This window comes from Rhodococcus sp. OK519 (assembly GCF_003051005.1).
Classification (GTDB): Bacteria; Actinomycetota; Actinomycetes; order Mycobacteriales; family Mycobacteriaceae; genus Prescottella.
The window spans coordinates 183,338-206,545 of record NZ_QAOW01000006.1; the positions used below are offsets into that span (position 1 = coordinate 183,338).

The 23,208-nt window shown below is 68.0% G+C and carries 21 protein-coding genes; 11 read left to right on the top strand and 10 right to left on the bottom strand.

All coding sequences use genetic code 11. The annotated features are described in order from the left end of the window. Positions 1-7: 7 nt before the first annotated feature. The gene (locus C8K36_RS16975) at positions 8-514 is read left to right on the top strand and encodes a hypothetical protein (RefSeq protein WP_107985692.1); all 507 of its coding nucleotides are present in this window, start codon (positions 8-10) and stop codon (positions 512-514) included. On the opposite strand, the gene C8K36_RS16980 is transcribed toward C8K36_RS16975, so the two are convergent. Together C8K36_RS16980 and C8K36_RS16985 are read right to left on the bottom strand one after the other, a co-directional pair. Then, positions 511-1,815, bottom strand: coding sequence for an MFS transporter (locus C8K36_RS16980; protein WP_107985693.1), 1,305 nt, complete (start codon positions 1,813-1,815; stop codon positions 511-513). The genes C8K36_RS16975 and C8K36_RS16980 overlap by 4 nt on opposite strands. A 9-nt stretch (positions 1,816-1,824) precedes the next feature. Then, complete coding sequence (locus C8K36_RS16985; protein ID WP_107985694.1) at positions 1,825-2,772, bottom strand: NAD-dependent epimerase/dehydratase family protein; 948 nt, start codon at positions 2,770-2,772, stop codon at positions 1,825-1,827. A 140-nt stretch (positions 2,773-2,912) separates the two neighbouring features. Here C8K36_RS16985 and C8K36_RS16990 point away from each other — a divergent pair, with 140 nt between their 5' ends. From C8K36_RS16990 to C8K36_RS17000, 3 genes are all read left to right on the top strand, one after another. Further along, the gene (locus tag C8K36_RS16990; RefSeq protein ID WP_107985695.1) at positions 2,913-3,605 is read left to right on the top strand and encodes a TetR/AcrR family transcriptional regulator; all 693 of its coding nucleotides are present in this window, start codon (positions 2,913-2,915) and stop codon (positions 3,603-3,605) included. A gap of 126 nt (positions 3,606-3,731) precedes the next feature. Further along, complete coding sequence (locus tag C8K36_RS16995; RefSeq protein ID WP_107985791.1) at positions 3,732-4,061, top strand: rhodanese-like domain-containing protein; 330 nt, start codon at positions 3,732-3,734, stop codon at positions 4,059-4,061. Between the two features lie 28 nt (positions 4,062-4,089). Further along, positions 4,090-4,350 carry a YgaP family membrane protein gene (locus tag C8K36_RS17000; RefSeq protein WP_107985696.1) on the top strand — a complete coding sequence of 87 codons (261 nt, stop codon included), beginning with the start codon at positions 4,090-4,092 and terminating at the stop codon, positions 4,348-4,350. 139 nt (positions 4,351-4,489) lie between these two features. Here the strand turns inward: C8K36_RS17000 and C8K36_RS17005 are convergent, their stop codons facing one another. Both C8K36_RS17005 and C8K36_RS25480 read right to left on the bottom strand, forming a co-directional pair. After that, positions 4,490-5,479: an alpha/beta hydrolase gene (locus C8K36_RS17005; RefSeq protein WP_181319608.1), complete on the bottom strand. Its 990-nt coding sequence runs from the start codon at positions 5,477-5,479 to the stop codon at positions 4,490-4,492. Positions 5,480-5,564: 85 nt separating this feature from the next. Further along, the gene (locus tag C8K36_RS25480; RefSeq protein ID WP_107985697.1) at positions 5,565-6,743 is read right to left on the bottom strand and encodes a PucR family transcriptional regulator; all 1,179 of its coding nucleotides are present in this window, start codon (positions 6,741-6,743) and stop codon (positions 5,565-5,567) included. Between the two features lie 288 nt (positions 6,744-7,031). Between C8K36_RS25480 and C8K36_RS17015 the strand changes: the two genes are divergently transcribed. Beyond that, a complete protein-coding gene (locus C8K36_RS17015) occupies positions 7,032-7,637 on the top strand; it encodes a YqgE/AlgH family protein (RefSeq protein ID WP_107985698.1) in 606 nt (201 codons plus the stop codon). Positions 7,638-7,654: 17 nt separating this feature from the next. On the opposite strand, the gene C8K36_RS17020 is transcribed toward C8K36_RS17015, so the two are convergent. From C8K36_RS17020 to C8K36_RS17030, 3 genes are all read right to left on the bottom strand, one after another. After that, positions 7,655-8,626, bottom strand: a complete 972-nt coding sequence (locus tag C8K36_RS17020; protein WP_107985699.1) for an alpha/beta hydrolase — start codon at positions 8,624-8,626, stop codon at positions 7,655-7,657. A 144-nt stretch (positions 8,627-8,770) separates the two neighbouring features. Beyond that, positions 8,771-10,120 (bottom strand): glutamate decarboxylase, encoded by a 1,350-nt coding sequence (locus C8K36_RS17025; protein ID WP_107985793.1) that lies wholly within the window; start codon positions 10,118-10,120, stop codon positions 8,771-8,773. Between the two features lie 149 nt (positions 10,121-10,269). Further along, positions 10,270-11,256 (bottom strand): bile acid:sodium symporter family protein, encoded by a 987-nt coding sequence (locus C8K36_RS17030; RefSeq protein ID WP_107985700.1) that lies wholly within the window; start codon positions 11,254-11,256, stop codon positions 10,270-10,272. A gap of 84 nt (positions 11,257-11,340) precedes the next feature. On the opposite strand from C8K36_RS17030, the gene C8K36_RS17035 reads away from it, so the two are divergent. After that, the gene (locus C8K36_RS17035; protein WP_107985701.1) at positions 11,341-12,180 is read left to right on the top strand and encodes a LysR family transcriptional regulator; all 840 of its coding nucleotides are present in this window, start codon (positions 11,341-11,343) and stop codon (positions 12,178-12,180) included. A 9-nt stretch (positions 12,181-12,189) separates the two neighbouring features. On the opposite strand, the gene C8K36_RS17040 is transcribed toward C8K36_RS17035, so the two are convergent. Beyond that, the gene (locus tag C8K36_RS17040) at positions 12,190-13,170 is read right to left on the bottom strand and encodes a DUF1648 domain-containing protein (RefSeq protein ID WP_107985702.1); all 981 of its coding nucleotides are present in this window, start codon (positions 13,168-13,170) and stop codon (positions 12,190-12,192) included. A gap of 17 nt (positions 13,171-13,187) precedes the next feature. Continuing rightward, on the bottom strand, positions 13,188-13,583 hold the full coding sequence (locus C8K36_RS17045) for an SdpI family protein (protein WP_107985703.1): 396 nt from the start codon (positions 13,581-13,583) through the stop codon (positions 13,188-13,190). 124 nt (positions 13,584-13,707) lie between these two features. On the opposite strand from C8K36_RS17045, the gene leuS reads away from it, so the two are divergent. Then, positions 13,708-16,578: a leucine--tRNA ligase gene (leuS, locus tag C8K36_RS17050; RefSeq protein WP_107985704.1), complete on the top strand. Its 2,871-nt coding sequence runs from the start codon at positions 13,708-13,710 to the stop codon at positions 16,576-16,578. Between the two features lie 113 nt (positions 16,579-16,691). On the opposite strand, the gene C8K36_RS17055 is transcribed toward leuS, so the two are convergent. Next, on the bottom strand, positions 16,692-18,203 hold the full coding sequence (locus tag C8K36_RS17055; RefSeq protein WP_258195460.1) for a lipase family protein: 1,512 nt from the start codon (positions 18,201-18,203) through the stop codon (positions 16,692-16,694). Positions 18,204-18,354: 151 nt separating this feature from the next. On the opposite strand from C8K36_RS17055, the gene C8K36_RS17060 reads away from it, so the two are divergent. The 4 genes from C8K36_RS17060 to C8K36_RS17075 all read left to right on the top strand — a co-directional run bounded on the left by C8K36_RS17060 (position 18,355) and on the right by C8K36_RS17075 (position 23,138). After that, positions 18,355-18,726 (top strand): nuclear transport factor 2 family protein, encoded by a 372-nt coding sequence (locus C8K36_RS17060; protein WP_107985705.1) that lies wholly within the window; start codon positions 18,355-18,357, stop codon positions 18,724-18,726. 300 nt (positions 18,727-19,026) lie between these two features. Then, entirely contained in the window at positions 19,027-20,475 is a 1,449-nt protein-coding gene (locus tag C8K36_RS17065) for a cytosine permease (RefSeq protein ID WP_107985706.1), read from the top strand. A 48-nt stretch (positions 20,476-20,523) separates the two neighbouring features. Beyond that, entirely contained in the window at positions 20,524-21,750 is a 1,227-nt protein-coding gene (locus C8K36_RS17070) for an allantoate amidohydrolase (RefSeq protein ID WP_107985707.1), read from the top strand. Continuing rightward, entirely contained in the window at positions 21,750-23,138 is a 1,389-nt protein-coding gene (locus tag C8K36_RS17075) for a formimidoylglutamate deiminase (protein WP_107985708.1), read from the top strand. The genes C8K36_RS17070 and C8K36_RS17075 overlap by 1 nt, the downstream gene beginning before the upstream one ends. The last annotated feature ends 70 nt before the right edge of the window (positions 23,139-23,208 follow it).

Sequence of the window (23,208 nt, forward strand, 5' to 3'; positions counted from 1 at the left end):
GAAGGATATGGAGGGACTCGAGTATTGGTTCGGAACCGGAGACGGTGCGACGACCACGTGGACGTCGCCCGCCGACCTGGATCTCGACGCGGACGGCGGACTGGACGCGGTGCGCCTCGACTTCGACGGCGACGGCCTGCTCGACGACGCGATGTGGGACAGCGACGGTGACGGGGTCGTCGATCACGCGGTCCTCGACGTCGGTGTTCCCGAGGCCCGCTACTTTGCCGATTCGTCCCGCAACGGGGTGTGGGGACAGCAGGTTTCGCCGGGACCGTCAGGGCAGCCGCACCGGTGGGGGCGCGTCGACTTCGACAACGACGGCGAACGGGACGACGAGGTCGTGGACCTCGATCGCGACCGGACACCCGACTACGTGCTCGTCTCCACCCGTGACCCGGCGCGGCACGACACGTTGCTGGTCGCCGAGGAGGAAACAGGGCGGATGTCGGTGCGGTTGACCGACACCGACGGTGACGGACGCCTCGACACGGTGCTCAGAGGTGAGGCCTAGCCAGTCTCGGCGGCCGAACGTCGTGAGTTCAGCCCGATGCCGATCAGGCTGAGGGCGTAGACGCCGCCGGCTGCGAGGACCAGGCCGAGGGAGCGGCCGTCCGGGGCGATGGCGGTGGCCGCGGCGGCGACGGCCGCACAGAAGGCGATGTTGAAGACGGTGTCCTGCAGGGCGAACACCTGGCCGCGGCGGTCGTCGTCGATCTCGATCTGCATGGCGGCGTCGCCGGTGAGCTTGACGGTCTGGCCGGCGAATCCGAGGAGGAATGCACCGATCAGCAGCCACGACTGCGACAGCGTCGCGATCATCGTCACCTGCACGACGAGGGCGAACGCGATCGCGACGGTGACGGTGCGGGGCCGTCCGAGTCGGGGGATCAGCCACGGCGTGACGAGCGCGGCCAGCAACATGCCCGCGGCCGTAGCGCCCACCGCCACCCCGAATCCGGCGAGCCCCCCGGGCAGTGCTCCCGCGGATGCCGGGTCGCGCAGGATCAGCACCATCACGAGGGTGTTGACGCCGAAAGCGATGCGGTGCGCCCCGATTCCGAGCATCGCTGTGGTGACGCCGGGCGCCTGCCACACGGCGGTCGCGCCGACGCGCAGCCCCGCGAGGATCGCGAGGGCGGTGCCGCGGGTGTCGGCGGCGGTGTCGGTCGGGCCGAGTGCGTGACGCGCGAACCCGCGCGACGCCCACACCGCGATCACCGACCCCACCGCACCGATCGCAACGGCGACCCCGGACCCGACATCCCCCTCGCCGAGGAAGCCGATCACCGCCACGGCGGTGCCCGCACCGAGCGCGGCGAACACCGACCCGGCGGTAGCGAGAACAGAATTGGTTGGTACCAGCCAACTTTGCCGCACCACGTGCGGCAGCGACGCGGAGATGCCGGCGAGGACGAATCGGCTGACGCCGATCGCCGAGAGGGCCAACAGCAGCAGCGGCGTCTCCCCCACCCCGGCCATGAGCGTCGCCGCGATCACGAGAATCAGGATGCCGCGCAGGGCATTCGCCCACAACAGCACAGCTCGGCGGTCCCACCGATCGAGCAGTGCGCCCGCGAACGGCCCGACCACCGAGTACGGCAGCAGCAGCACCGCGAAGCCCGCCGCGATGGCGAGCGGTTCGGTTTCCCGTTCGGGGTTGAACAGGATGGCCCCGCCGAGTGCGGCCTGGAACAGTCCGTCGCCGAACTGGCTCGCGAAGCGGACCGTGGTGAGGCGGGCGAGGCCGGGCGAGTGACGCAGGGTCGTTGCGGCGGCCGTCCACGACCCACGAACCGAACTCCATCTGCGCACACGGCGACCCTATCGGGCGGCCGGCGTCGCCAATTCGGTCCGCCACCACCGCACCGTCGCCGCGGTGGCGTCGGCGAGCGAGGTGGGAGTGAGCCCGAGCAGTTGCTCGGTGCGGTGCGAGTCCATCACGAACGGGGCCTCGAACTGGTACAGCGTCTCGGCCAGTTCTCGGGTGGGCCGATGCACGGCGCCGGCGCCGCGCAGCAGCCACCCGGGCAGCGTTCCGACCTTGGGGCTCGGCACCCCGGCCGCCTCCGCGAACGCCGCGACCAACTCGCGCTGCGTCACCGCGGGGCCGGTCGGAGCGTGGAGCACCGAGTTCCACCTCGTCGGATCGTGCGCGGCCGCGATCATCGCCGCGGCGAGGTCGGGGACGTACGTGAACGAGTGTGGGGCGTCGGCGCGACCCATCACCCGGATCGTCTTCCCGTTCAGTACCGGCGGCACCATGCGCTCGCCCGCGTGGGCGTTCATCACGTGCGGTCCGAAAAAGTCGGACGCGACGACGCTGACGGTGGGCGCCGGGTGCGCGGCGCGGGCCGCCAGGAGGCGGGTGCGCACCCCCAGCTTGCCGGTGGTGGCATTGCGGGGGCCGTCCTCGGTCATGGCGGCGCCGGGCCGGCTGTACGAGTAGAGGCTCTCGGGGAACGCGACGACGGCCCCGATCCGCTGAGCGGCGTCCATCACCACCCGCTCGGCGGCGGGCAGCTCGCGCTCCCAGGCGCGGGCGTCGTATGCGGATCCGTGGATGCAGTGGAAGACCGCGGTGGCGCCCTCCGACGCCGGGGCGAGGGCGGCGGGATCGGAGACGTCGACCTTCAGTCGTTCGATCCGCGGATGGTCCGGTCCGCTGCCCGAGCGGGTGAGCACGCGGACGTCGTGGCCGGCGTCGGCCAACTGTTCGGCAACGGTCCAGCCGACGGGTCCTGCACCGGTCACTACCTGCAGATTCGACATGACGTGCTCGCTTCCTCTAGTGGGATTCCTGAACCGAGAGCACTGCTCTCTTCTCTCACCATGCGCTTCCGGAGTGGTGATGTCAAGAGCAGTGCTCTCGTTTGTTGACAGTGCTCTCATTTCTCCGGCAGGGTGGGCGCATGACCGTCACCCCGCGCGAACGCGCACGCGAGCAGACGCTCGCCGAGATCACCCGCATCGGTCGCGAACACCTCGCGACGCAGGGTGCGGCCGCGCTCTCGCTGCGCGCGGTTGCCCGAGACCTGGGCGTGGTGTCCTCGGCGGTGTACCGATACGTCGCCAGTCGCGACGACCTGCTCACGCTGCTGGTGATCGACGGCTACACCGAACTCGGCGCGGAGGTGGACGGCGCCGTCGACGCGCTGCCCGTCGACGACCACCGCGGCCGGTTGCACGCCCTGGCCCGAACGGTCCGCGCGTGGGCGGTCCGCGAGCCCGCGCGGTACGCACTGCTGTTCGGCAGTCCCGTCCCCGGCTATCACGCACCGGCGGAGCGCACGACGGGTCCGGGTACGCGCGTGATCGTCGCGCTGATCGGCATCGTCGAGGCCGCGCACCGGGCGGGGGCGCTGTCGGTGCCGGAGTCCACGGTCGATCCCACCCTGGCCGTGGATCTCGACCGCATCCGCGCCGAGATGGGGCTGACGGTCCCCGACGAGGTGCTCGCGCGCGGCGTCCTGGCGTGGGCGTCGCTGTTCGGTGCGGTGAACTTCGAGGTGTTCGGGCAGTACGGCGCCGACACGTTCGCCGATCCGGCCGCGCTGTTCGAGCACCATCTGACGGTCCTGGATCAGATTCTGGGGCTGGCGTAGCGCCACAGCGCAGTGTCCGACGACACCTCGACCAGATACCCCATGGGGTATAAAGTTGCGGGTGGAGAACGATCCCCCCTGGGGGGTCTGGAGAAAGCGAGTGGGGTGGCCCTACTGTCGAGGTCCGTGGGCATCTTTCGAAAGTCGTACGGAACGGTCGACGTGCACAAGGCGCAGAGCCTCGTCGAGCAGGGCGCGCTCCTGCTGGACGTGCGATCGCGTCCCGAGTGGGACACCGGTCATGCACCGGGCGCCACCCACCTGCCGCTGCACGAGGTGATCGACCACGACTTCGAGGTGGTCGCGGGTCGACCCGTCGTCGTGATCTGCCGTTCCGGCGGACGCTCCGCGACAGCGGCGCGTCAGTTGGCACGGGCAGGCGCCGAGACCTACCTGGTGCGCGGCGGGATGGACGCCTGGCGTCGCGCCGGCCTCGCGATCACCACTCCGGACTGATCGCCACGTCACACGAGGAGACACGAACATGGCATTGCCGAAGCATTCCGGTTGGACCGTCGAGCGCATCGTCCCGCTGCTCGGCGGGTCGGTGGTGGGCACGAGCCTGCTGCTCGGCCGCACCCACTCGCCCAAGTGGCGGGGCCTCACCGCGTTCGCGTCCGCGAACCTGGTGCTCTACGGGATCGTCGGCTGGTGCCCGATGAGCTTGCTGCTCCAGAAGGCAGGTGTCCCGCGCGGTGCGTCCTGCCCCGTACCGGCGGCGCGTACGGACGCCGACACAATCTGAGCGAGGCCTGCGCGATTCCGTGAGGCTCGAACACCTGCCGGCGGCACCGAGTGCCGCCGGCGGACGGTGGTGGCGCGGAGGCAGGCGCAGCCGTGATCGGACGTGTGTGAATGCAGTTGGAGCGCCGAAAATAATTCTGCTAGAGCAGAACTCGGCTCAAGTAGGCCAGCCGTGTATCGCTTGCCGTCCGTGACAAGGCGGCATGCGGGACAAGGGAACTGAACCCGTGAAACCCGCCCGGCCACACGTGGAGCTCGACCGGCACGCCTGCGTGAGACAGTCGAGTCGCGAAGTCGACCGCTTCGTCCAGGAGGATCTCGCTGCTCCCCACATCGATGTAGGCCGGCGGCAGTCCGGAGAGGTCGTCGGCCCGAGCTGCGGAAGCATAGGCAGAGACATCCGGCCCGCCGGCGGCATCGCCCAACAGTGCCGCCCAGCCGTTCTGGAGTCCCTGCTTGAAGTTGACGCTGTGCAGATCGGTCGCCGAGGTCGACTGACCGCTCATGCGATCGTCCAGCATCGGGCATCCCAGTACCTGATGACTGATGTCGGGGCCCTGCCGATCCCGAGCCAGTAGGGCCGTCGAGGCGGCCAGACCGGCGCCGGCGCTTCCTCCCATGATGACGATACGTCGTGGGTCGATACGCAGTGCGGCGGCGTTTCGTGCCACCCAGACGAGCCCGGCGTAGCAGTCCTCCACCGGGGCCGGATGCGGATGCTCAGGAGCGAGTCGGTACTCCACCGAAACGACAACTACTTGAAGCGCCGCAACATATTCCGCGAGAGTCTCCGCACCGTAGTAACGGTCTCCGGCGACCATTCCGCCGCCGTGGACGTGGTAGATGACCGGCCGAGGTCCACTCCCCTCTGTGGGCGACATGACCAAGACCGTGATCTCGGGCGCCCCCTGGGGTCCGGGGATCTGCTTGTCGTAGACATCAATTGTTCCGCCGCGAGTCAGGCTCGCCATGTTCGGCCGCCACGACGCCATCAAGGCGCGAGATTCCTCAATGGTGGCCGGGCCGTTTTCGGTACCGAATATGTCGGCGGGAAGGCTCGCCAAGCCGACTTCGAGTTCGGGATCGTACGGTGCTCGTATTGCAACCGGCCCGCCAATGCTCGCAGTCAATTTCTCTCCTCGAGATGATGATTCACGTACGAACCAATCATCTGCCACAGAGAACCGGCGATGCGACCGCCAACTGTCTGCGATCTCACGCCGGATGTCGACGATTGGCGGTTGTACTACCCGCCGCACCCCTCCTCGGGACGATCCGATCGTTCGCGGAGTCGCGAAGGAGTTTGAGAGCGTGCAGGGCGATACTCACGCGCAAGGTTCCGGAGTATGCGTTCAAATCCCAGCCCAGTTTCAGCTCGGCTCGCGAGATGCGTGTCGCAACGGTGCTGTGGTGCATGTGCAGTGAAGCAGCAGCCTGACGCAGCGATCCGGTGCGGCACAGCGCCTCCACCGCCTCCAGATCCATCCGGCCGCTGTCGGTCGCGGTGAGTTCCACAAGAGCGAGCACGTCCGGGTTCGCGGCGAGACGGGCCGACGGTATGTCCGCCAGCAACGCAATGGCTCCGAGTTCGTCATGATCGACAACGGCAGAGGCGGTTCCGGCCTCTGCGAATCTCAGTGCGAGCTTGCCCTCGAGCCAGGACTGCCTCGCCTGGTCGGGCATGACTGCGGTGCCGACACCCGCCAACGTGTGTCGAGCAAAAGTGTTCTCGGACAACACTTCTCGCAATCCCGACACAACGACAGCAGGGTCGGATCGGGGTTGGAGAAGAACCGCTGCGAGCGGGCCGACCGTCACGACCCGCGGGCCGACAGTCGACGGTCTTCGAGATACCAGCGCAGCGGCAGCTCCTTCAGGATCCTGCCCACCTGTCGTCGCGACCGCCACCACTCGGACTGGACGGTTCGGGTCGAGCCCGAGCAGTTTGATCGCACGGGCCCGATCCTCCGGGCAGTGCGTGCCGGCGATGAGAACCTCTACCAGCGCAGGATCCGCAATGTCGCGTGGCTCCAGACCATTCGGGCGAGGAATCAGTGCACGCGCTGCCAACGCGAAACGCTCGAGAAGCAGATCGTCCAAGTCGTGCGGGAGACCCGATCTTTCGAGCCACACGGATATCCCTCCGGCGGACCGCTGAGACGGCGATACATCCGGGTAAAACTCGTCCAACCGGTCGCCGTTCGGAGCGTAACGAACGACGGCGTGCCCGGGGCGACTGATCCCTGCCGGGCACTTCGCCAGCCCCGCAGTTGCCCGCGTCAAGGCTCCAACGGGGGCGCGGCTCTCCATGAGCCTGTCGAACGCGGCGACCACACGCACGGCCGCCTCGGCCCCGGCATCCAGGCTCGACAATTGCGCGAGCAGCCTGTCCATGCCCAACCTCCAGCTGAAATGCACCGCCACCGTCGTACGTCGTGACGAGGCGGCGTCGACCGACGCCCTGCCTCAAGTGGGCCCCATCACTCCTCGATCAATCCGGTCGGGTCCCACCCAGCGAGAACCGGGACTCCGACGCCGCCGATACGACATCGGTATCTCAGGCACCTGCCGCAGTGGCGTCCTGGACGTCGTCATCGCCGGGACCCGGCATTTGTCGGACACGCTCCAAGTCGTTCGCCGTCGCATCTCCCGTCCGGGTCGCGTCGGTGAGATGATGACCCAGTGGCGCACCCGGAGGAACCTGAGGATCGCACGGCATCGGCCCAACCGGCGGTGCGGCCCGGCAGCCTGCTCGTGTCGTCCACCGATCTGACCGAGCCGACGTTCCGCCGGACGGTCGTCTACATGCTCGAGCACAACGACGCCGGCAGTCTCGGCGTCGTCCTCAATCGGCCGAGTGAGACCGCCGTGCACGAGGTGCTGCCGCAGTGGGCGGCCCTCGCGACCAAGCCGCAGGCGCTCTACATCGGCGGCCCCGTCACCCGCGATGCCGCGCTGTGCCTGGCCACGGTCCGCACCGGCGTAGACGTCGCCGGGGTGCCCGGTCTGCGGCGCGTCGACGGCCGTGTCGTCATGGTCGATCTCGACGCCGACCCCGAACCGATCGCCGCGGTGATCGAGGGCCTGCGCATCTTCGCCGGCTACGCGGGCTGGACCATCGGTCAGCTCGACGCCGAGATCGAGCACGACGACTGGATCGTCCTGTCCGCGTTGGCCTCCGATGTGATCAGCCCTCCCCGGTCCGACGTGTGGGGGCAGGTGCTCCGACGTCAGCCGATGCCGCTCGCGCTGCTCGCGACGCACCCGATCGACATCGATCTGAACTGACCGACCTGAACTGACCGCTACTCGACCAGCGCCCGTCGCACGGCGTCGATTGCGAGGGTGCGCGCGACGATCGTCGCCTTGCAGTCCCGCAGGCTGTCGAGCATCAGGAAGTCGTGCACCATCCCCTCGACCCGGACGGCGGTGACGTCGACGCCCGCGGCGCGCAGCTTCGCGGCGTACGCCTCCCCCTCGTCGCGCAGGACGTCGGCCTCGTCGGTGATCACCAGCGTCGTCGGCAGCGCCGCCAGTCGGTCTTGCGACGCCCGCAGCGGGGAGGCGTAGACGTCGGCGCGTTGCTCCGGGTCCGGAATGTACTGGTCCCAGAACCACTTCATGCCGTCGCGGGTGAGGTAGTGGCCGTCGGCGAACTGCAGGTACGACGCCGTCTCGAAGTTCGCGTCCGTCACCGGGTACAGCAGCACCTGCGCGCGCAGGTTCACGTCGCCGCGTTCGGCGGCCATGAGTGCCAGCACCGTCGCCATGTTGCCGCCCACCGAGTCCCCGCACACCGCGATGCGGGAGGTGTCGAGTCCGTATTCGCGGCCCTGCTTCGCGGCCCACTGCGCCACCGCATAGTTCTGCTCGATCTGGGTGGGGTACTTGGCCTCCGGCGCCCGGTCGTACACCGGGAAGACGACGGCGACACCCGCGCCGACCGCGAGTTCGCGCACCAGTCGATCGTGGGTGTTCTCATCGCCGAATACCCATCCGGCGCCGTGGATGTAGAGCAGGATCGGGACGTCGCCGGACACGTCGACGGGACGCACGATGCGGGTGCGGACCGTCCCGTGCTCGCCGGCGTCGACGTGCACCCACTGCTCCTCGACCATCGGCTTCGGGACACCCTCCCCGGCCTGCAGGTCGGCGAGGATCTTGCGTCCCTGCTCGGGCGGGACCTCGTAGATCCGCGGGTGCGGTGAAGTTGCGACCACCAATTCCTTTGCGGCGGTCTCCAGTACGGGTTCGGGCGGATCGGGCAGCCGGGACATTGCGGGCTCCTTCGTGTCGGGTTCCGCCAAACGGATACCCAGTCGTGGGCGTCCGGCAAACCATCCCGGTGCGAACGGGATACCGCGGCACGCTCGCGGCGCGAAACCGTGTCGTGAACTCCCGTTCGATACTGCGCGAACGGGTCAGTGCGCGAAGTGTTGCGCCTTCGAGTGGATTGCGACGCCGTCTTGCCGCAGGTACGCGCACACCGAGAGGATGTCGTCGAACAGTAGACGAGCGAGGTCGGCGCTGAACCCCTCGCGGACCACGATTCTCAGGACCGCGACGTCCGTGGCGTCGGCCGGCATCGTGTATGCCGGGACCTGCCACCCGCGGGCGCGGAGTTCGTGGGAGATGTCGAACACCGTGAAGCGCTGGTCGCCGGTGAGTTCGAATGCGAGGACCGGAATGGCGGAGCCGTCGCTGATGACGCGGAAGTCGCCCTCCTCGGCAAGCTTGCCGCTCAACCACATCGCGGTTCCACGCAGAGATTTCATGATGCCCCGATAGCCGGAGCGTCCGAGTCGTAGAAAGTTGTAGTACTGGCCCACGATCTGGTTTCCGGGCCGCGAGAAGTTGAGCGTGAAGGTGGGCATGTCGCCGCCGAGGTAGTTCACCCGAAACACCAGTTCCTCGGGCAGGTGATCACCGTCGCGCCACACGACGAATCCGATGCCCGGGTAGGTGAGCCCGAACTTGTGGCCGCTCACGTTGATGGAGACGACCCGCGGAATCCGGAAGTCCCACTCCATTTCGGGGTTGAGGAACGGGATGACGAACCCGCCGCTGGCCGCGTCCACGTGCACCGGGACGTCGGGGCCACCGTCGGCCGCGACGGCGTCGAGTGCCTCGGCGATCTCCTTCACCGGTTCCAGTTCGCCGGTGTAGGTGGTGCCGAAGATCGCGACGACACCGATCGTGTTCTCGTCGACCGCCGCCGTCACCTGCTCGGTGGTGATCACGTAGCGGCCGGGCTCCATGGGCAGGTACACCGGTTCGACGTCGAAGTAGCGGCAGAACTTCTCCCACACCACCTGGACGTTGCTGCCCATCACCAGTTTCGGCCTGGATGCGTCGAGACCGGCCCGCTCGCGGGCCTGCCGCCACCGCCACTTCATCGCGAGCCCGGCGAGCATGACGGCCTCGCTCGAACCGATCGTCGAGACGCCTGTCGCCGACGTCGGATCGTCGTCGACAAGGTCGGGGGCGTTGAACAGGGCGGCGACCATGTTGACGCAGCGCTGCTCGATTGCCGAGGTGGCCGGGTACTCGTCCTTGTCGATGAGGTTCTTGTCGAACGTCTCGGCCATCAGCGTGCCGGCCTCCGGATCCATCCACGTCGTGACGAATGTCGCGAGATTGAGGCGCGAGCTGCCGTCGAGCATCAGTTCGTCGTGGATGAATCGATAGGCGGCCCGTGGATCCATATCGTCTTCGGGTAGCCGCAGCGCGGGAACGGGATTCGTCGCGATTCGGCCCGTGTAGGCGGGCATGATGACGTCGCGGGATTCGTGGTTGTGGTGATGGTGGTGGTTGTTGCTCACGCTCGCCTCCGATAAGACTGCGGCTACCTCGGACACACCTGACCTGCCACCCATTGAACCCCAGGAGTGACGCCGGTGTGGGCGAACGCGAGCTCGGGTCAGGACACGACCCGTTCCGGATCCGCCCGTTTCGCGTAGTGCTGCGCGAGCGCGGCGCACACGATCAGCTGGATCTGGTGGAAGATCATCAGCGGCAGCACGATCAGGCCCACCGGCTGTCCGGCAAACAGCACCGACGCCATGGGCAGGCCCGTCGCGAGGCTCTTCTTCGATCCGCAGAAGATGATCACGATTCGGTCGGGCAGCGAGAATCCGAGCTTCTTGCCGGCGAACGAGGTGACGCCGAGGACCACCGCGAGGATGCCGATGCACACCGCGACCACGACGGCGATCTCGAGCACGGTCACGGTGCCCCAGACGCCCTCGTTCATCGATTCGCTGAACGCCGAGAACACGACGAGCAGGATGGATCCGCGGTCGACGAGCTTGGTCGGCTCCGCGTACCTCTTCAGCCAGTCGATGACCAGCGGACGGATCAGCTGGCCGATCATGAACGGCAGCAGCAACTGCAACACGATGTTGATGATCGACGAGAAGTCGACCGTCGCCTCACCGGTCGTGTTCATCAGCAGGATCACCAGCAGCGGCGTGACGAACACCCCGAGCAGGTTCGAGAACGACGCGCTGACGATCGCGCCCGCGACGTTGCCGCGCGCGATCGAGGTGAACGCGATCGACGACTGCACCGTCGACGGCACGAGGCACAGGTACAGGATGCCGGTGTACATCTCGTCGGTGATCACGGTCGGCGCCAGGATTCGCAGCGCCAGGCCGATCAGCGGGAACAGGACGAACGTCGACGCGAACACCACCGAGTGCAGCCGCCAGTGCTTGAGGCCCTGCAGCGCCTCGGCCGGCGACAGTCGCGCTCCGTAGAGCAGGAAAAGGAAACCGATCGCGATCTTGGTGGCCCAGTCGAGGATCGTCTGGCCGCTGCCGGATACGGGGAACAGGCTGCCCAGAACGGCGACGGTGGCGATCGACAGGATGAAACCGTCGATATAGAACCTGCTCAGAAACTTCACCGGTCAACGGTATCCGTCCCGAATTCGATCATGAAAGGCGTTCAACACGTTAACTGTGATCGCGTTTCGTGATAGGTAGGGTGCATGTTCGATCCGGTTCTCCTCAGGACGTTCCTCGCCGTCGAGCAGACCGGCGGCTTCACGGCCGCCGCCCGGCAGCTGGGGCTGCGGCAGTCCACGGTCAGCGGGCACATCGCGCGGCTCGAGAAGGCCGCCGGCCGCCACCTCCTCAGCCGCGACACCCACACGGTGGAACTCACCGCGGACGGCACCGCGATGGTCGGCTTCGCCCGGTCGATCCTCGACGCCCAGGACCGCGCGAGCCGCTACTTCGAGGGGTCGACGCTCACCGGACGGCTGCGGTTCGGGGCCGCCGAGGATTTGGTCGCCAAGGGGCTGCCGCAGATCCTGCGGGAGTTCCGGCGCACGCATCCGCTCGTCGACCTGCAGCTCACCGTCGGGCTCAGCCGCACGGTCCACGCGCAGTTGCGGGCCGGTGACCTCGATCTGGCGTTCGTGATGCGCCGGCCCGGTGAGCCGCACGGCGACCTCGTGGGGCGGGACCGGCTCGTGTGGGGTGGAACGGACGAGGCTCAGTGGGACCCGACGACGCCGGTGCCGCTGGTGGCCTATCCCCCGCCGAGCATCACCCGGGCGTGCGCGCTCGGGGCACTCGAGTCGGCCCGGCTGCCGAGCCGCATCACGTGCCTGGTGAACAGCCGCGCGGGCCTGCGGGCCGCGGCCCTGGCCGGTCTGGGGTTCATGGTGCACGCGCAGTCGCTGCTGCCGACCGAGTTGCGGCCCGTCGGCGACCGTCTGGGCCTGCCGGACCCGGGCGACGTCGAGTTCGTGCTGCTGCGCCGCGCCAGCACCCCCAGCGAGCCCGAGACGGCGCTGATGGAGGCGATCCGGGGATCGCTGTGAGCCGCCGGGTCAGGAGAGGGCCAGACGCCCATCCGCGAGTGTGTTGAGTGCGCCGGCGATCCGCTCGGCCTCCGGCGTCGTGACGGTGAGTCGGTCGCCGCACGCGAACGTGATGACGACGGCCGGGCCCGTCCGGGTGACGACCCCGTAGTTGCCGCGCCCCTTCGCCTTGACTCCCCAGCCGCCGAAGTCCTGGAACGGCCGCACCTCGTCGACGCGTGCGCCCAGCACCTCGTCGACGCCGTACTCGATCGCCGCCATCCCCAGGTTCCGGACGCGGATGCCGTTCGCGTCGACGACGAGTCGAAACTGCAGCAGCGTGACCGCGAGCAGCACCACCGGTAGGTACACGCCGAGCGGCCACCAGGCGCCGGCCAGCCAGCAGACGAGGACCGCCGGTGCGGCGAGGGCGAGGGCGGTGGCCAGCAGCCCGCCCGCTGTCATGCCGACCTCGTCGGCGATGGGCAGTTCGACCGCGCCGCGGGGCAGGTCGGCGGGAGGTGCTTCGGTGGCGGGAGTACGCACCCGGTGGTCGCGGAGGGTGGAGGCGCCGAGCAGTCCGACGACGGTGCCGACGACCAGACCCAGTACCAGCGTCTCGGCCGATATCCGGGCGGAGGACGCGTCGGCGAGGTCGAGCTGCCCGAGGATCATCGAGAATTCGGCGGCCACGATCACCCCGACGACCGCCGATCCGATCAGCAGCATCATCCGGCGCGTCATCAGACGGGCCTGGGCGAGCGCGGCGATGCCGCTGCAGCCGACGCCGACGAGGAGCACCATCGCGGCCATCGACCACGCGCTCGCAGCAGGGGTCATGAACCCGTCGGGCGTGCTGCCGGACCAGTGGGTGGCGATCTGCTCGGGTAGGCGGGGTGCGAGCGCGTACGTCGCTACGACGCCCGCCGCCGCGGCCAGCACCGGAACGAGGATGCCGAAGACGACGCCCGCGGGATCGACGATGCGTGGTCCGGTCGTGGGTGGGGTCACACCCGGGATTCAACCAGTCAGGCCGGTTCGCACGCGCCCTTGAGGCTGCACGCGCCGCAGGAGGTGCCGCAGCCGCTGGTCTCGGGGACCGCGCCCGCGGCCTTGGAGCCGAGCGTGCCGCCGGCCGCGATGGTGAACAGCGCCGCGACGAGCGCGACGATCACCGCGACGATCGGGAGCACGCCGTCGAGCAGAACGGCCGCCAGGCCACCGATCGCGAGGACGCCGGCCGCGGCCAGCAGCGTGGGCGCCGCAACCTTGTTGGCCAGCGCAAACGTCTCGTCGTCACGCAGCGATTGGGGGGTACGAACGCCGATCCAGCGATTACGTTCGAGCCGACCGGTCAGTCCGGCGATTGCGATCGCGCCGAGCGCGAGAGCGGCGATGAACAGCACGACAGCGACGATGACCACGCATCCACGATAGAGCCCGGTCGACTGGGCCGGTCTTCCTGGGTGTAACTGGGTGTCGTCGAGGTCCGCCGACGCTTTACCCTGGTTGACGGAATTCCCGTCATCCAAGTAGATAGCGACCACCGTGACCGAGCCAGTTCAGCAAGCCTCATCCCCCGACGACTCGACGCCGCAGCACCGCTACACCGCGGAGCTCGCCGGCCGGATCGAGCAGCGCTGGCAGGACCTGTGGAGCGAGCGCGGGACCTTCAACGCGCCCAACCCGGTGGGTGCGCTGGCGCCTCAGGCGAGCGCAGCGACGGGGGAGGTGCCCGCCGTGCCCGCGGACAAGCTGTTCGTGCAGGACATGTTCCCGTACCCGTCGGGTGCGGGTCTGCACGTGGGCCATCCGCTCGGCTACATCGCCACCGACGTCTTCGCGCGCTATCACCGCATGCAGGGCCACAACGTCCTGCACGCCCTCGGCTACGACGCCTTCGGCCTGCCGGCCGAGCAGTACGCGGTGCAGACGGGCACGCATCCGCGCACCACGACCGAGGCCAACATCGCGAACATGCAGCGCCAGCTGCGCCGTCTGGGCCTGGGCCACGACGAGCGCCGCTCCGTCGCGACGACCGACGTCGACTTCTACCACTGGACGCAGTGGATCTTCCTGCAGATCTACAACGCCTGGTACGACACCGCGCAGGGCAAGGCCCGTCGCATCTCCGAGCTCGAGGCCGAGTTCGCTTCGGGCGAGCGCGCTCTCGAAGACGGTCGGGACTGGGCGTCGCTGGACGCCGCCTCGCGCAGCAAGGTGCTGGACGCGTACCGCCTTGTCTACCACTCGGATTCGATGGTCAATTGGTGCCCGGGTCTGGGTACGGTGCTGGCCAACGAAGAGGTCACCTCGGACGGCCGCAGCGAGCGCGGCAACTTCCCGGTGTTCCGTAAGCACCTGCAGCAGTGGATGATGCGCATCACCGCGTACTCCGATCGTTTGGTCGACGACCTCGAGTACCTGGACTGGCCGGAAAAGGTCAAGTCCATGCAGCGCAACTGGATCGGACGCTCGCACGGCGCGCAGGTCAAGTTCGATTCCAACGGTCACGACATCGAGGTGTTCACCACCCGTCCGGACACGCTGTTCGGCGCCACGTACGTGACGCTGGCTCCCGAGCACGAGCTGGTCGACCAGTTGGTGCCGGCGCAGTGGCCCGAGGGCGTCGACCCGCGCTGGACCGGCGGAGCATCCACTCCGGCGGAAGCTGTTGCGGCGTACCGCGCATCGATCGCTGCGAAGACCGATCTCGAGCGCCAGGAGAACAAGGAGAAGACCGGCGTCTTCCTCGGCGTCTACGCCGTGAACCCGGTCAACGGCCACAAGCTGCCGGTGTTCATCGCCGACTACGTGCTCACCGGTTACGGCACCGGCGCGATCATGGCCGTGCCCGGTCACGACCAGCGCGACTGGGAGTTCGCGACCGCGTTCGGTCTGGACATCGTCGAGGTCATCAAGGGCGGCGACCTGTCCGAGGCCGCGTTCACCGGCGACGGGCCGCTGGTCAACAGCGACTACCTCAACGGCCTGGACGTCGCCGACGCCAAGAAGGCCGTCATCGAGCGCCTCGAGGCGGAGGGCGTCGGCACCGGCACCATCCAGTACAAGCTGCGCGACTGGCTGTTCGCGCGTCAGCGCTACTGGGGCGAGCCGTTCCCGATCGTGTACGACGCCGACGGCGTCGCGCATCCGCTGCCGGAATCTGCTCTGCCGGTCGAACTTCCGGAGGTCGAGGACTACGCGCCGGTCTCGTTCGATCCGAACGACGCCAGCTCCGAGCCCTCTCCCCCGCTGGCGAAGGCGTCCGACTGGGTCAATGTCGAGCTGGATCTCGGCGACGGCCTGAAGGATTACCGCCGCGACACCAACGTGATGCCGCAGTGGGCGGGTAGCTCGTGGTACCAGCTGCGCTACATCGACCCCACCAACAGCGAGCAGTTCGTCGCGCCCGAGAACGAGGCCTACTGGACGGGTCCGCGCCCGGACATCCACGGCCCCAACGATCCCGGCGGTGTCGACCTGTACGTCGGCGGTGTCGAGCATGCGGTGCTGCACCTGCTGTACTCGCGGTTCTGGCACAAGGTGCTGTTCGACCTGGGCTACGTCAGCTCGAGCGAGCCGTACCGGCGCCTGTACAACCAGGGCTACATCCAGGCGTACGCGTACACCGACGAGCGTGGCGTCTACGTGCCGGCGGCCGAGGTGACCGAGGAGGACGGCAAGTTCTTCTACCAGGGCGCCCCGGTCAAGCGCGAGTACGGAAAGATGGGCAAGAGCCTCAAGAATTCCGTTGCGCCCGACCAGATCTGCGACGAGTTCGGTGCAGACACCCTGCGCGTCTACGAGATGGCGATGGGTCCGCTGGACACGTCCCGTCCGTGGGCCACCAAGGACGTCATCGGTGCGCACCGCTTCCTGCAGCGGGCGTGGCGCGTCGTCATCGACGAGGAGAGCGGCGACCTGCGTGTCACCGATGCCGAGCCGTCGGAGGGCACGCTGCGGGCGCTCAACAAGACGATCGCCGGTGTCGCCGAGGACTACGCGGCGCTGCGCGACAACACCGCGGTGGCCAAGCTCATCGAGTACACCAACCACCTCACCAAGGAGTACCCGGCCGGTGCCCCGCGGTCCGCGGTGGAGCCGCTCGCGCTCATGCTCGGCCCGATCGCCCCGCACCTCGCGGAGGAGCTGTGGTCGCGGCTGGGCCACACCGAGTCGCTGGCGCACGGACCGTTCCCGACGGCCGACGAGAAGTGGCTGGTCGAGGACACTGTCGAGTACCCGATCCAGGTCAACGGCAAGGTCCGCAGCCGCATCCACGTGGCCGCCGACGCGGCCCGTGAGGACATCGAGAAGATCGCCCTCACGGACGAGAAGATCGTGACGCTGCTCGACGGCAAGGATCCCCGCAAGGTGATCGTCGTGCCCGGCAAGATGGTCAACATCGTCCTGTAGTCCACCAGCCTCTAGCCCACCCGCCTGTAGTCCACCCGCGTTTTGCGCACTTATCGCGCCTGAACCCTCCCGGATTCAGCGATAAGTGCGCAAAACGCGATGGACGGCGCGCGTCAGCACTCCGACGGCGCGGGTTCGCCGCGCAGGCGCGCGTCGATCCAGTCGAAGGCGCCGGAGTTCCCGAGGGCCTCGCCGAGCAGGTGCTCACCGGGCACCTGCCGGTATACGGCAGCGACGCCGTAGCCGCACTGCTCGTCGTACAGGTTGCGGGCGCCCAGGGCGGGGATCCAGAAGTCCTGCCCGCCGTTGTAGATGTACAGCGGTGTGCCCGAGACGAGGTCGGCCATCTTCATCTTGGCGTAGATGTCATGGGCGACAGGTGAATTCAACGCGTCCACGACGTTGGCAAGGGCCTCCGCCGGGATTCCGATGATGCCGGAGGCGGCGAGGTTGGTGGAGCACTGATCCTTGATGGACGAGATGCCGATCCGCTGTCCGAGGCTGTTGACCAGCGGCAGGATCTCCGGGTTTTCCCGCGAGATGCCGAACACCGCGGCGAGGAACAGCCCACTGGCGAGGTTGCCGTTCATGGTGCGTCCGAGCATCTCGAAGTCGGCGGGCACCCCGCCGAATGCGGCGCCCGCGATGTCGGGCGCCAGTTCCGGGGCGTACGAATCGATCAGCTTCACGGCGCCGTGTGTGGCGATGGCCCCGCCGGAGTAGCCCATCATGGCGAGCTTGCTGTTGCCGAACTCGGCGGGGAAGACGCCGCGCATGCCGCGGATCGTGTCGAGGACCGCGTGCCCGGCGACGTACGGTTCGCCGTACGCCATCCGGGGGCCCTCGTGGTCGGGGATGAGGACGGCGTAGCCGCGCTCCTCGGCCTTCGTGGTGACGGGTCGCAGCAGTTCGAGGAAGTTCGTGGACGGCGTGATGCCGTACGCGAGGGTGTGGGACGGGGTGCAGGTCCGTCCGAGCCCGTTGATCGGCACGTTGTTCACCAGCACCGGACGCGGTCCCGGGCCGGGCCACGGCGTCGCCGGAACGACGAGGGTCGCGGTCGCGAACGATGGCGCACCCGAGGCGTCGGTGGTCTTGACCTTGAGCTGCCGAACTTCTCGCACAGGGCCGCGGAGGAGCCCCCGAGCGACGGGGGTGACGTCGCGGGTCTCGATGACGTCACCGTTGGCCATGCCGGGTAGCCCTGGCGGGTAGAAGTCGAAGAACGGGTCACCGATCGGCGCGGGCAGGGTCTCCTCGCGCAGCGTCTCGAGCGGCGGCGGCGCCAGATCGGGTTCCGGCACCAGCGAGCCGACCAGACCCGGCATCCAGGAACCGAACGCCGACCGGGCCAGCGATGCGGTCCCCCACGACCCGGTGATCGGCGTCGTACCGTTCGATCCGGTTCCGTCCGAGCCCGTTCCGTCGGTCAACGATCCGGGGCCGATGAACCCCTGCCCGGCTGCGCTGCCGGTAGATCCCACCCCGCCGACGCTGGTGTTCGGCAGGGCGCTTCCGCTGGACTGGGCTGCGGCCGTGCCGGCGGTACCGCCTCCGGCCACGACACCTACCGCGAGTGCGGCGACGACTATCCGGCCCCAGAATCCCCCGTGCTGGATTGGCATGCGCGGGACGCTAACACCGTGGTTATCCGGCTCGTGTTGCTTCGCCGGATTGTCGGGAGTGTCCGGTGGGCGGGATCGCGCGCTGCGCCGAGCCTGTGAGCCGGGTTACGCTCCGGCCGAAACCCGTTCCACAAGCAAAGGTTCAGTGCGCATGGCATCCGCAGAAGACATCAAGAGCACCGTCACCGCCTACATGAAGGCGCTCAGTGGCAAGAGCGCCGACGCGGTGGCTGCACTGTTCGCCGAGGGCGCCACGGTCGAGGACCCGGTCGGCACCGAGCCCAAGCGTGGCGTCGAGGAGATCCGCGCGTTCTTCACGGCGATCGAGTCGATGGACCAGACGGCCGAGCTGCTGACGGTCCGCGTCGCCGGCAACAGCGCAGCGTTCCATTTCCGTGTCACCACGAAGGCCGGCGACCAGACGTATGTCATCGAGCCGATCGACGTCATGACCTTCGACGACGACGCCAAGATCACCAGCACCCGGGCCTACTGGGCGCAGGAGGACATGGCCGTCAGCTGACGGCCGCCAGACGCCTCTGCGCTGTCGACGGGGTGTGTCCCGGTGCCTTACGGCCCGGGACACACCCCGTCGTCGTTCGTGGGGATTGCGGCTGCGGCGGTGAACCGGGTGGGCAGTGAGTCTCTCCGCCAAGGTATTACGGTTGTGTTACCGGTCGGCACCGTATGTAAACAGTGAGGGAGAGCATTGACTCCTCAAACTTGTCTATACAAGACTAGACAAGTAGCCGGGTGTTGAACGTTCAGCGTGGAGCGGGCATTACCAACCGGATTCCCCTGTCGTCTCCCCGAAGGCTCTCCCATGGTCACAACCGATAGTGCGTCGCCCGCTCGCGATACAACAGCCACGAGTTCAGCGGTCGAGACGCGAACCATCGAGATGGTTCCCGACTCGGAGCGGCACGGATCTCCGCGCAGCCAGTTCACCCTGTGGTTCGGGGCCAACACCCAGATCACGGCGATCGTCGACGGTGCTCTCGCCGTCGTCTTCGGTGCCGACGCCCTCTGGGCGATCATCGGTCTCGCTATCGGAAACCTGCTCGGCGGCATCGTGATGGCCCTGCACTCCGCGCAGGGTCCGCGGATGGGCCTTCCCCAGATGATCTCCAGCCGAGCCCAATTCGGAGTTCTGGGTGCGGTGATCCCGCTGGTGCTGGTAGTGCTGATGTACCTCGGATTCGCCGCGACCGGCAGTGTTCTGGCCGGTCAGGCGGTCAACAAGTTCCTGGGGATCGACAATGCCACGGTCGGTATCCTGATATTCGGTCTGCTCACTGCGCTGGTCACCGTGGCCGGATACAAGCTGATTCACCGAATCGGCCAGCTCGCAACGATTCTCGGACTGGTCACCTTCGTCTATCTGACGATTCGCCTCTTCACGCAGTACGACGTCGCCGCCCACGTCGGGGTGAAGGGCTTCGACATCGTGACCTTCCTGCTCGCGATCTCGTTGAGCGCCGGCTGGCAGTTGACGTTCGGTCCGTACGTTGCCGACTATTCCCGGTATCTGCCCCGAAACACCAGTGAGCGCGCCACTTTCTGGGGAACTCTCGGCGGCAGCGTGCTCGGCTCGCAGTGGTCGATGACCCTCGGTGCGCTCATTGCCGCCGTCGCCGGTGACGCGTTCCTCGACAATCAGGTCGAGTTCCTGGGTGAGTTGGCCGGCCCGGCGATTCTCGTGATCGTGATGTACCTCGTGATCGTGGTCGGCAAACTCACCGTCAACACGCTCAATGCCTACGGCGGCTTCATGTCGATCCTCACCGCGGTCACCGCGATCTCCGGACGGAGCAGCGTCTCGCGAACGGCCCGCACAGTCTGCGTGTTCGGGTTCACGGCGATCTCGATCGTCATCGCGATCTTCGCGAGTGAGGACTTCCTTTCCAACTTCAAGAACTTCGTGCTGGTCATTCTCATGGTGTTCACCCCCTGGAGCGCCATCAATCTGGCCGACTACTACCTGATCTCCAAGGAGCGCATCGACATTCCGGCGCTCTACGATCGCCGCGGTCGCTACGGAGCATGGAACGTTCCGACGCTGGTTACCTACGGGGTCGGTGTGCTCATCCAGATCCCGTTCCTGGCCCAGACCATGTACACCGGTCCGTTCACCGAGATGCTCGGCGGCGCCGACATCTCCTGGATAGTCGGGCTTTTCGGAACTGCACTCATCTACTACCCGTGGGCCAGGCGCAACGTCAAGGCCCCCGATCGCATGATCTACCCGGAGTCCGTCGGCGCCGACGACTGACCGACCGATCGCAGCACGACTCCGCCGAAGCAGGAAGAGGATCGAAACATGACTACGTTCGACTCGCTCTGGTCCGACATCCTCGACGTCGGCCAGCACCCGGCGACGCGTGGATACCGCCGCTACGCGTGGTCCGATGCGGATCTGACGCTGAGAGAGTGGTTTACCGGGTGCGCCACTTCCCGCGGCATGGACGTCGAGGAGGACCGGAACGGCAACATCTGGGCGTGGTGGATGCCGCCCGGGTGGATCGGTGATCCGCGCGACGCGTTCGTCACCGGGTCGCACCTCGACTCGGTGCCCGACGGCGGTGCCTTCGACGGTCCGCTCGGCGTGGTGTCCGCGTTCGCGGCGGTGGACCTCCTTCGCGAACGCGGCGTCGTCCCCAGCATTCCGGTCGCGGTGGTCGCGTTCTCGGACGAGGAAGGGGCGCGCTTCGGGGTCGCCTGCGTCGGTTCGCAGTTGACGACCGGTGCGCTCGATGCCGATCGTGCCCGCGGCCTGCGGGACATCGACGGCATCAGCCTTGCCGAGGCCATGACCCGTGCCGGACGCCGACCCGAGGACCTCGGTGTCGACGAGCGGCTGCAAGAGCGGGTCGGGGTGTACGTGGAGTTGCACGTCGAGCAGGGGCGGGGCCTGGATCTCGTCGATCGTCCGATCGCGGTCGCTTCGTCCATCTGGCCACACGGCCGGTGGGAGTTCACCTTCCGGGGCGAAGCGAACCATGCCGGTGCGACGCGGCTGGTGGACCGGCACGATCCGATGCTGGCGTTCGCGTCGTCGGTCCACTCTGCTCGCTCGTGTGCCGCCTCGCACGGTGCGGTCGCGACGTTCGGCAAGGTTCTCGTCTCCCCCAACGGCGCCAACGCGATTCCGTCGGAGATTCGGGCGTGGCTCGATGCGCGCGCAGCGGACGAGGCGACCTTGACGGCCCTCGTGGATCAGATCGGTAGACAGGCGACCGCCCACGCGGCCGTCGACGGCATAGGGCTCGAGATCGAGGCCGAGTCGATCACGCCGATCGTCGAGTTCCCGGAGGCGCCGCGGGCACGCGTCCAGCGGGCCCTCGCCGAGCTGGGCGACATTCCGGTGCTGCCGACGCAGGCCGGCCACGACGCCGGCATCCTGTCGGCGGTGCTGCCCACCGCGATGCTGTTCGTCCGCAATCCCACGGGCGTATCGCATTCACCCGAGGAGTATGCCGAGATGGACGACTGCCACCGGGGTGCGCAGGCACTGGCCACCGTGATGACCGATTGGGTGACTCGGTGATGGCTCAGTCGTGGTGGTGCGAGCAGGCCTGGCTCGGCGGCGACACCATCGCCGACCGCGTGCTGATCACGGGCGCGGACGGTCGGATCACGGCGATCGTCACGGACACCGAGCGTCCGGCCGGGGCGCGGCGACTGCCGGGCCTGGTGGTTCCGGGGCTGGCCAACGCACACTCGCACGCCTTCCACCGGGCCCTGCGTTCGCGCACCCAGCGTAATCGGGGATCGTTCTGGACGTGGCGCGACCTGATGTATCGCGCCGCCGACCGCCTCGATCCCGACAGCTACCGCGACCTCGCACGCGGTGTGTATGCGGAGATGGCGCTGGCCGGTGTCACGTCCGTCGGCGAGTTCCACTACCTGCACCACGACGTCGGGGGCGCCCGCTACTCGGACCCGAATGCCATGGGCCAGGCGTTGATTCAGGGAGCCGCGGACGCCGGCGTCCGGCTGACCCTGCTCGACACCTGCTATCTCAGCGCGGCTCCCGACGGCAGTCCTCTCGCGGAAGGCCCGCAGCAACGATTCGGTGACGGTAGCGGCGACCGCTGGGCGGAGCGGGTCGAGGCACTGCGCTCGCAGGTCAGCGCGTCGGCGGGATCCGGGCCCGGTGTCCTGGTGGGTGCGGCTCTCCACTCGGTGCGGGGGGTGCCGATCGAGCACATGCCCGCGGTCATCGAATGGGCGGAGGCGTATCAGGCTCCGCTGCATGTCCATTCGTCGGAGCAGACGCGGGAGATCGAGCAGTGTCTGGCAGTCCACGGACGGACCCCGACAGCAGTCCTGCGCGACGTCGGTGCGCTCGGTCCGCGGACCACGGCGGTCCACGCAACGCATCTGACGGACGAGGATGTCGCAGACCTCGACCGGACCGCCACGGGGGTGTGCTTCTGCCCCACTACGGAGCGTGATCTCGGGGACGGTATCGGCCCGGCACCGGCGCTGTTGGCCGGATCCGGCCTGTTCAGCCTCGGCTCGGACAGTCATGCGGTGATCGACATGTTCGAGGAGGCGCGAGCCGTCGAGCTCGACGAGCGTCTCGCCCGGCGTGAGCGCGGAATCATTTCTGCGGAGCGGCTTCTCGGAGCTGCGACGGCGGAGGGGCAGCACGCGTTGGGCTGGACCGATGCCGGACACCTGCGTGTCGGTGCGCGCGCCGATCTGGTGGCGGTCGATCTGGGATCGATCCGGACGGCGGGTGGCGGTATCACCATCGAGAACGTCGTCTTCGCCGCGACGGCAGGAGACGTGACCGACGTCGTCGTCGACGGACGCGTGGTGGTCGCCGACCGGCGGCACGTGGCCCTTCCGGACACCGCGGCCGACCTCGCGCTGACCATCCGGGAATTGATGGACGTGCCTGCCGATACGCTTGCACCTGTCCGGTAACCCTGCTGCACAGCGGCATCGGAATCGGCGGTAGCCGTGACCTGCGCTACCCGATCACCACGGAGGAACT